At 76.8% G+C, this 1086-nt stretch carries 1 protein-coding gene; it reads left to right on the top strand.

What is annotated here, in order from left to right:
* Nucleotides 1–67: 67 nt before the first annotated feature.
* A partial coding sequence (cydB, locus tag GTQ99_RS23500; protein ID WP_338075224.1) for a cytochrome d ubiquinol oxidase subunit II occupies nt 68–1086 on the top strand: 1019 nt, incomplete at its 3' end.

The raw sequence follows: 1086 nt of genomic DNA, 5'->3' as shown, positions 1-1086 counted from the left end.
CGAGGGCTCCTCAGTAGCTGACGACGAGGCGGCCGCCCCGCTCGCCGTCAGCTACTGAGGAGCCCTCGTGGACCTGCCCGTCCTCTGGTTCGCCGTCGCGGTCCTGGCCTGGGTGCTGTTCTTCGTCCTGGAGGGCTTCGACTTCGGCGTCGGCTTCCTCGCCCCGCTGCTGGGGCGCACCGACGCCGAGCGCGGCGCCGCCGTGCGCACCGTCGGCCCCGTCTGGGACGGCAACGAGGTGTGGCTGGTCGCCGCGGTCGGCGTCACCTTCGCCGCCTTCCCCGACTGGTACGCCGCGCTGCTGTCCGGGCTGTACCTGCCGATGGTCGTCGTCCTGCTGCTGCTGGCCGTGCGCGGCGTCGCCCTGGAGTTCCGCGGCAAGCACGACTCCGCCTCCTGGCACGCGCGCTGCGACGCCTTCCTCGCCGCCTCCTCGCTGCTGCTGGCCACCACCTGGGGCGCCGTCCTGGGCGCCCTCGTCTCCGGCCTGGCGCTGGCCGCCGACGGCGAGGTGCACGGCGGCGGCCTGACCCGCACGCTCGAGCCGCTCGTGCAGCCGTGGGCCGTGCTCGGCGGCTTCGCCGGCCTGCTGCTGACCACCGTGCACGGGGCCACCTTCCTGGCGCTGCGCACCACCGGCGTCGTGCGGGTGCGCGCGCGCCGGCTGGCGGTGGCCACCGCCCCCGTGCTCGTCGTCGTCGCGCTGGCCGTCTCCATCGCCACCGGGCACCCCGCGGTCGCCGCGACCGCGCTGCTCACGGCCGTCACCGCCGTCGCCGCCTGGCGCGGCGCCGAGGCGCTGGCCTTCGCGGCGACCTCGGTGGCCCTCGCGGGTAGCGTCGTGGCGGTGTTCACCGCGCACCTGGCGGCAGGGTCCGCCGTCCTCCTGCCGAGCACCCTGAGCGCCGCCGCCGACGTCACCCTGCGCGGCGCGGCCGCCTCCGACGGGGCGCTGCAGCTCATCACGGTCGTCGGCGTCGTCGTCCTGCCCGGCGTGGTGGCCTACCAGCTGTGGTCGTACTGGGTCTTCCGCAAGCGCGTCGCCACCGGCTTCGGCCCCCGGGCCGCGCGGCGCGTCCCGGGGGC

The sequence above is a fragment of the Kineococcus vitellinus genome (assembly GCF_009906315.1).
GTDB classification, from domain to species: Bacteria; Actinomycetota; Actinomycetes; order Actinomycetales; family Kineococcaceae; genus Kineococcus; species Kineococcus vitellinus.
Note: the sequence above shows the minus strand (reverse complement) of the source record. Positions and strands in the feature narration are given on the sequence as shown.